This window comes from Infirmifilum sp., assembly GCF_049970975.1.
GTDB lineage: Archaea > Thermoproteota > Thermoprotei > Thermofilales > Thermofilaceae > Thermofilum > Thermofilum uzonense.
On the sequence record NZ_JBMFLX010000070.1, the window covers coordinates 1 to 6,892 of the forward strand.

6 protein-coding genes are annotated in these 6,892 nt (G+C 51.5%); all 6 read left to right on the forward strand.

The window, feature by feature from the left end; all coding sequences use genetic code 11:
• Positions 1-735 (forward strand): type III CRISPR-associated RAMP protein Csx7 (csx7, locus tag ACP5KC_RS07935; RefSeq protein ID WP_428287205.1); only part of this gene is annotated, 735 nt, incomplete at its 5' end.
• Positions 720-1,742: an RAMP superfamily CRISPR-associated protein gene (locus tag ACP5KC_RS07940; RefSeq protein WP_428287206.1), complete on the forward strand. Its 1,023-nt coding sequence runs from the start codon at positions 720-722 to the stop codon at positions 1,740-1,742. The genes csx7 and ACP5KC_RS07940, both read left to right, overlap by 16 nt.
• Positions 1,723-4,467 carry an HD domain-containing protein gene (locus ACP5KC_RS07945; protein WP_428287207.1) on the forward strand — a complete coding sequence of 915 codons (2,745 nt, stop codon included), beginning with the start codon at positions 1,723-1,725 and terminating at the stop codon, positions 4,465-4,467. Before ACP5KC_RS07940 ends, ACP5KC_RS07945 begins: the two co-directional genes overlap by 20 nt.
• Entirely contained in the window at positions 4,461-5,135 is a 675-nt protein-coding gene (locus ACP5KC_RS07950) for an RAMP superfamily CRISPR-associated protein (protein ID WP_428287208.1), read from the forward strand. Before ACP5KC_RS07945 ends, ACP5KC_RS07950 begins: the two co-directional genes overlap by 7 nt.
• Entirely contained in the window at positions 5,132-6,103 is a 972-nt protein-coding gene (locus tag ACP5KC_RS07955; protein ID WP_428287209.1) for an RAMP superfamily CRISPR-associated protein, read from the forward strand. The genes ACP5KC_RS07950 and ACP5KC_RS07955 overlap by 4 nt, the downstream gene beginning before the upstream one ends.
• Before the next feature lies 1 nt (position 6,104).
• Positions 6,105-6,892, forward strand: a 788-nt coding sequence (locus ACP5KC_RS07960) for an RAMP superfamily CRISPR-associated protein (RefSeq protein ID WP_428287210.1), incomplete at its 3' end; no start/stop codon positions are given.

Genomic DNA, 6,892 nt, shown 5'->3' on the forward strand with positions numbered 1-6,892 from the left:
GGAAGTAGCCTGAAGGGCGTGTTTAGAAGCGTTTCAACACAGTTTTCCAGGATGAAGGGGTTACAGGTTTGCAACGGGCTTCCCGGGGATACATGCATGGATCATAAATTCACGGATCTAGGCGATGAAACGCTTCTAGAACATGTTCAAGAGCTTTTGAAAGATGGTGACAAGGTTGGAGCCTTAAAAATATTTAACGAGAAGGCCTGTCTTATGTGTAAGATATTTGGGGCGCCTTCATTCAGCAGTCACGTAGAGTTCTCGGATGCTTACCCTGTTAACGATAAGGGCGAGGTTGTAGAGGTTCCAGTAGGGGTTCGGACGGGAGTTGCTATCAACCGCAGAACGGGGGCTGCCCAGCACAGAGCCCTCTACGAGGTCGAGTATGTTGAGCCGGGGGCAAGGTTCCGCTTCAAGTTGAAATCTACAAACCTTCCTAATTACGCCTTGGGGGTTCTAGCAAAGACTTTGAGAATGCTTGACGAGGGCTTGGTCAGGATAGGTGGATTCAAGACTCGTGGATTCGGGCTGGTGAAGATCGAGAACCCTGTGTTTCTCGCAAGAGGTTTAACGGTTAAAGAGAATAAGCTATTACCTGTAGAAGAAGGAGACATCGAGGTAGACTTGTCCGGCCTGGCAACCACGGCTGGGGGGTGGCTAAGGGCTGAAAATGAGTCAGCCTGGAAGGTTCTCGAAAGGCTTGAATCGGTGTGGGATTCATGGCGGAAACCGTAAGAGTTTTGAGGTCGCCACCACGTCCCCGGGACAAAATAGAGGATTTAAGTGGCGTTATGAGGGTCGCGGTTCGCGTTTGCTCGAAGCGTGATGGATGCGGCGTCGACAGCTACCTTTTCGTGGGAAAGGGTTTAAAGGCTGTCAAACTCAAACCCGAAGTATTGAAGAGGCTGGCTTCCGACAGTGGTCGTCGAGGTCGAGGAGACCTCACAAGGCTCGTCGAAGAGCTCGAGAATGAGTTGAATTTTGAGGCTGAACAGTTCTCGTCACGCGTCGACTCGCCCGTGCTACCTGGCTCTACGATCAAGGGTAACGTGAGGGCCCGGATAGAGCTCAGCTTTGTCGAGAAAAACGGTTTTGTGAGGACTTGCCTAATAGTGGCTAGTGATTTACCCATAAGGCCACCCAATGTGGGGCAAGAGGGGTGGAGGCACTTCAGGATCTGGTCACGCTCTCTAAGCTTCAAGAGGGGGTATGCTTGCAGGTACTCCGAGGAACATCCAGCGGTGTGTCTCACCTGTGATTTATTCGGGACTACGGGTCTTGCGGGGCTCGTAGAGTTCAATGACTTAAAGATGGAGGGAGGACAGCTGGTGGAGATAGAGCCTTTCGAGAACGAGAAACTTGTAGCGGCGGCTCCGGGCACAGTCTTTAGGGGTAGTATTTTCTTCAAAAATTTAAAGCCGGAGGAGCTTGGCCTGATACTATTCGGAATGGGTTTGAGAAAAAGCCATGTTGGAAGGCCAGTCTTGCTAGGGAAGCACAAGTACGCCAAGCAATCGAAAGTGGTTATGGGGATAGTTCGATACGAGTTGGAGGCCCTTTCCCTCGCCCGCTTCTCTAAACGCCTAGAGCTTGCCGGAGAAGTCCTAGAGCCGGGTTCGACTAGGCAGGGTCCAGGTCTCGACAAGCTTGTCGCTGTTCTCATTGATAAAGCCAAGACCGCGTTTAAGGATGAGTTGATTGATGTTGACGAGGTGGGGGAGCTTGACAAGCTTAATGCTTAACTTTGTTGAGGAATACCCCATCTATAGGGGGCTTCGAGTTCCTCTATGGGTTGACGGGAAATTAGTGCGGGTCAGGAGGGTCAGCGACCTGGACAAGAAGGCCTTCAAAGAGATGCTCGAGAAACTGCGCGAAATACTTGTGGATTATTCCAAAAGTCTCGACGCCAGCGGTGTATCCCCGGATGAAAAGCTTGAAGCCATTGCAGACGCCTTAACAATCTTCCTCAAAGCCCCCCTCTTTATTGAAACCTCTGAGGTAGCTCCCACGCCATTAAAAGCCTACATGCTCTATCTGATGATTCCAAACTTAATTCCCAAGTTGGTAACTGAGAAACTTACAGAGTTGGCCGATGCCCTTTACACACTGCGTGAGATTCAAGTCCCGAACTATGTAAGAGAGCTTGCCTCACCAGAGCTATCTGAGCAATTAACTAGGCTATGGATTGCTCTCCCTGCGGACACGAGGCCCGGCTATAACACCTCGAGCCTCTTCGCACACACCCTCATGACCGCGGCGCTAGCGTGGGTACTGGCAAAAAATGCGGGAATGCAGGGAAAAGAGCTTCAGGAGTTGAGAATTGCTGCTCTACTCCACGACATCGGTAAGCCGGTAAACCCCCAGAGGCACTGGGAGGAGTCCGTGAACATCGCAAAATACTTGTTAAACGGCATAATTGATTCCACATCTTTACAGAAAATCCTTGAGATTATTCAAACTCATCACACGAAAGCTGATCTTCCAATAGTCCAGGCTGACAGGCTTGCAGCCTCCGCTGACCGGCTTGCCGAAGCCGTAGAGGAAGTGCTAGGCGAGAAACTTAGAAAGCTCGAGGAACGCTTAAAAAGTGACCGGAACTCCTGGGATTTCTGGAGGAAGCTCTACGAGTCAAGGGAAGAGTTTGCTCGCGAGGAACTGTTCAAGGAGGACCCCATCAAAGAACTAACGGAGGAGTTCCTCGCCAAGGCCAAGCCTCCAAGCAGTGGAACGCAAACCAATGGTATCTCGCTGGTAATCATAGACGTCGCGTCTATACAGGACTTAATTACGAGGAGCCAGGAGATCAGGGTCATGGCTGCAGCTAGTTACCTTGTAGATCTAGCTGTTTACGCGCACATACCCATGCTCCTTAAATCCAAGCTCGGTATTCCTCCAGAGGCTATACTCTACGCTGGTGGTGGAAACATACTTCTCATAGTACCCACGCAGTTGGTTGAAAGCGTTGAAAACCTTACCCGTGATTATCAGAAAAACAATCCATTAAAGCTTGTTGCGGCCTCCACCATTTTTACCGATAACTACCGCGCAGCGTCAAACAGGCTTTCTACTGAGCTATTCAAGAAAAAGTATAGCATCAATCTTGGCGGCAAAATATCTCTTACAAGTGGAGAAAAATTGTGCCAGATGTGCTACAGAGAGTTCGCCAAGCGCAAGGTCCAGACACCTGAGGGGGAAAAGGAAGTCTGTGACACTTGCTACGACCTATATTCTCTCGGATCGCAAACGCATTTCAAGGCAAAGTGGTACTCTAAAATTAGAATTTTAAATTCAAGCTTTAAACCAGCAGATGTCTTCAACAGTGACTACAACGAAGTATCAAAGACCTTGCTAGAGCTAATAGCTGGTCACCAACCAGAAGAGTTTGCCAGGAAAAGCTCAGGGAGAACACTGCTACGCGACTACGCGGTGGTAAAAATCGATGGGAACTCCATAGGCAGCTTCATGTCTGACTCCCTGAGCTTCTCCGAAATTATAGAGAAGAGTTTTAGAATTGATGTCTCGCTCAAAAAGGCGTACGCCAAGGCTCTCGAACTCCTATGTAACGGCGTAAAGGATGCCGCACAAAAGATGCCTCAACTCGCTTCCCAGAGCTCAGGTCTCTGCGAGAGGGAGGTCGCCCGCGTCTATCTAGGCACCATTTATATGGGAGGAGATGACGGGCTTTTACTGCTTCCAGCCTGGGCGGCGATCCCCTTCGCTCATTTCATGGCTGAGGAGTTCGCGCGTGGCCTAGGCCTGTCCAGGGGGCTCACCGTGGCTGTGGTTGCTGGACCTGCACGCATGAGTATCTGGTCCCTGCTAGACAGCGCATCCAAGCTTATGGATCTCTCTAAACAAGTGGTTAGAAGGTATTCTCAACAGGATAATAAAGCGTTAAGCGCGATAGTCTTTGATGTCTATGACTCTGGATCACCCTCCGGGGCTTTCGCGGAGGAGCGTTTCAGGCGTAGCTCTAGAAGGTATCAGGGCAAAGTTTATGGGAGAATTACCCTAGATGAGGGCATTGATAGTTCTCAGCCCTTCCTCGTGACTGAATCAGTTTTCCTTAAACGGGAGCCCCCAGAGCTCTGGAGTGGTCTTGGTGGTGTAGTAATGGACATCAAGCCTAACGAGTGGACGGATGACGAGTCGATTAGGGTTCACACGGAGGCCTTCACCAAAGCCTTTCTGGTCACAACAGACTCGGAAAAGAAATACGATGACGCTAAAAGAGTCGCAGTTCTCAAATCCGCTTTGAATAGCGCGTGGCGTGAGGCTTCAGGCTCGAAGCACTGGAGGGAAAAGCTCGTCGTATACGTTTCAAGGCAGGCTAAGAGGGAGGTTAAGGCAGGCTATTATGAAAAACTGCAAAAAGTCCTTGTGGACTCCCTTTTATCCGATACCCCATCTGTTCCGATTGCCGACCTGTTAATCTTGCTCAAGCTCGTGCGGGGTGGTGCATGGTGATAAAGTTCAATCTAGAGGTTAGGGCTGTCACACTACTCACCGTTGGAATGAGCATGACGGACGTGCTTGGAGCCGACGTGGTAGTGGCTAGGAAAAATACACATAATGATAAAGTCGTCCCCTACATACCGGGCCCCAGCATGAAAGGAGCTGTGAGGACCGCGGCAAGCAGAGTTGCCCCCGCTTACGGCTTCAGTAGTTGCGGACAGATAGAGCCCAGTAGGATAGAGGAAGCCCATAAGGCGATGAACGGGCCCTGTGATGTATGCAGACTGTTTGGCTATCCATCTCAAAACCTAGAGGGGCAGTCAAAGGTATACTTTACCGACCTAAACCTGTCAACTGAGAACTACTCTACCATCCTGATCACGAGGGTCTCGCTCGACGACAAAACCCTCTCTGCGAGGAGCCATGCCCTCTACACCGTTGAACACATCATCCCGGGTACTCTCTTCAGAGGAGAGGTAAGGGTCAGCGAGGACGCGAAAAGTCTTCTACCCCTTCTTCTACTAGGGCTTGCAGAGCTTAGACTGGGAAGGATAGGCAGGGGCTCCCTGGTAGATCTACGAATAGACGACAAGGGCGAGCTTGAGCCGCATCTAGGCCCGCAGTGGAAAGGCCTCCTCAACGCTTTAAGGTCATGGTTGTGGGAAGGGGTGGTTCCATGAAGTTATACGAGGTTAGATTAAAGCTGAAGAGCCCCGCCATCATAACTAGTAGGAGAACAGAGAGAGGATTCGTCAGGCCGCCACCCTGGATACCTGGCTCGACGATACGCGGAGCGATCCTAACAGCCCTTCTCCGCGATGGCAGGATAGACTGGAAGACTGTTGAAAGCGAGGCCTCAAATCCCACCTTCCTGGTCAGCCACGCCTACCCTGTCATAGACGGCGTTAAGAGCATCCCTGCGACACCCTTCATGATGGAGGACAGGAGCAGTGGCAGGATACTAGATTTCACGCGCAAAGCTGTTGAAGACATACTTAACGAGGGAGACTTTAATCTCGATTTCTACCAGGGATTGAAGGAGGCCCCCAAGCCTGTCTTCGGGAGCATAGTCTACAAATCCCATGATGGTTTAAGGCGCGCCCGCATACCAACGTTTAGGTCAACCTCGGTAGCCATAGATAAGGCCCGGCGGACCTCAGCTAGAGGAATGCTCTTCGACTACGAGGCAATAGCTGAGGGCACGGAGTTCTGGGCATACATGGCGGCACCAGCCTCGTTTAACGAGAGGTCTCTAGAGGTAGCCGTGGGCAGGGGACAATCGAGAGGCTTCGGCTGGGCAACCCTCGAGCTACGTCCTGCAAACATTAGTCTCACCGCGGGCAGGAGGGTTCTCGTCGCAATATCCCCCCTGACGCCAGTCCGAGTACTTGAAGGGGACGGGTGCACTATAACGGTTGAGAAAGCCTGGGGAAGACTTGAGAAGACACTGACAGGCTACGACGTCCTCCGTGGCAAATTCAAGCCTATAGTAGAGGTAGCCCTTCCCGGCTCCCTGGTCTTGTCAGAGATTAAAGGCGAGTGCAAAGGGGTAGAGGCTGGAGTTCCCCTACGCATAAAAGATGAGGTCATCGCCGGGGTGAACGCCTTCATGCCCATAGAGGAGTATTTTGAGATTACAGGTGGTTGAAATGGTCTACGCGAAGTTTGTAGGAATAATAAACTTCGTTGCGGATACACCCTTCAACATTGGCGGACGCAGGGAGGCAAACAGGCTTTACACCCTACGCTTGAACGACCGCCTATTAATCCCCGCCTCGACGTGGAAAGGCGCATTTCGATCAATCGCCGAGAAAATAGCTAGAACGATGAGCCTAACCGGCGTCGAGAAAACAGCGGTAGAGGTCGCAGCAAGCGCTCACGACGTCTCCGAACTCATCGGGAACATTACCCGCAGCCACGCAGACCTACTCGAGAAGTTCAAGACAGAACTAGAGAACAGGGAATGGTCCCAGTTCCCCGAAGCCGACAAGGTTCTACGAGAACTAGGCTACAGGGACGAGGACCTCGCCAGCGAGTCTCCTGAATGGCTGCTAGCACAATACCTACTATACCACTGCCCCATCGGAAAACTATTCGGCAACTGGGTCCGCGCCGGCTCCCTCCTGTTCACCGACACTCTCATACAGTCCAAGCTCCATACACGACCCGGCGTCGGCATAGACAGGGCGAGCGGCACGGTCAAAGAGGACGTACTCTACTTCGTCGAAACATCAACACCAGGCCTTAAGGTACAGCTCATACTCATAGGCGACATAGATGCGAGGGCCTCAACACCCTCAACACTCCTAGCTAGGACACTACAGGCCATAAAAACCATAGGACTCTCACTCGGAGCCCGTAAAAGCGCAGGCCTAGGAGCCCTCTCCATGCTATCCGCGGAATTCCACACCGTCGAGCTAGGCAAAGACCCAGAACT

Bases quoted from the DNA above. Each gene is read 5' to 3' on its own strand.
- ACP5KC_RS07940 (WP_428287206.1), top strand. From the start codon at position 720: ATGGCGGAAACCGTAAGAGTTTTGAGGTCGCCACCACGTCCCCGGGAC.
- ACP5KC_RS07950 (WP_428287208.1), top strand. From the start codon at position 4,461: ATGGTGATAAAGTTCAATCTAGAGGTTAGGGCTGTCACACTACTCACC.
- ACP5KC_RS07955 (WP_428287209.1), top strand. From the start codon at position 5,132: ATGAAGTTATACGAGGTTAGATTAAAGCTGAAGAGCCCCGCCATCATA.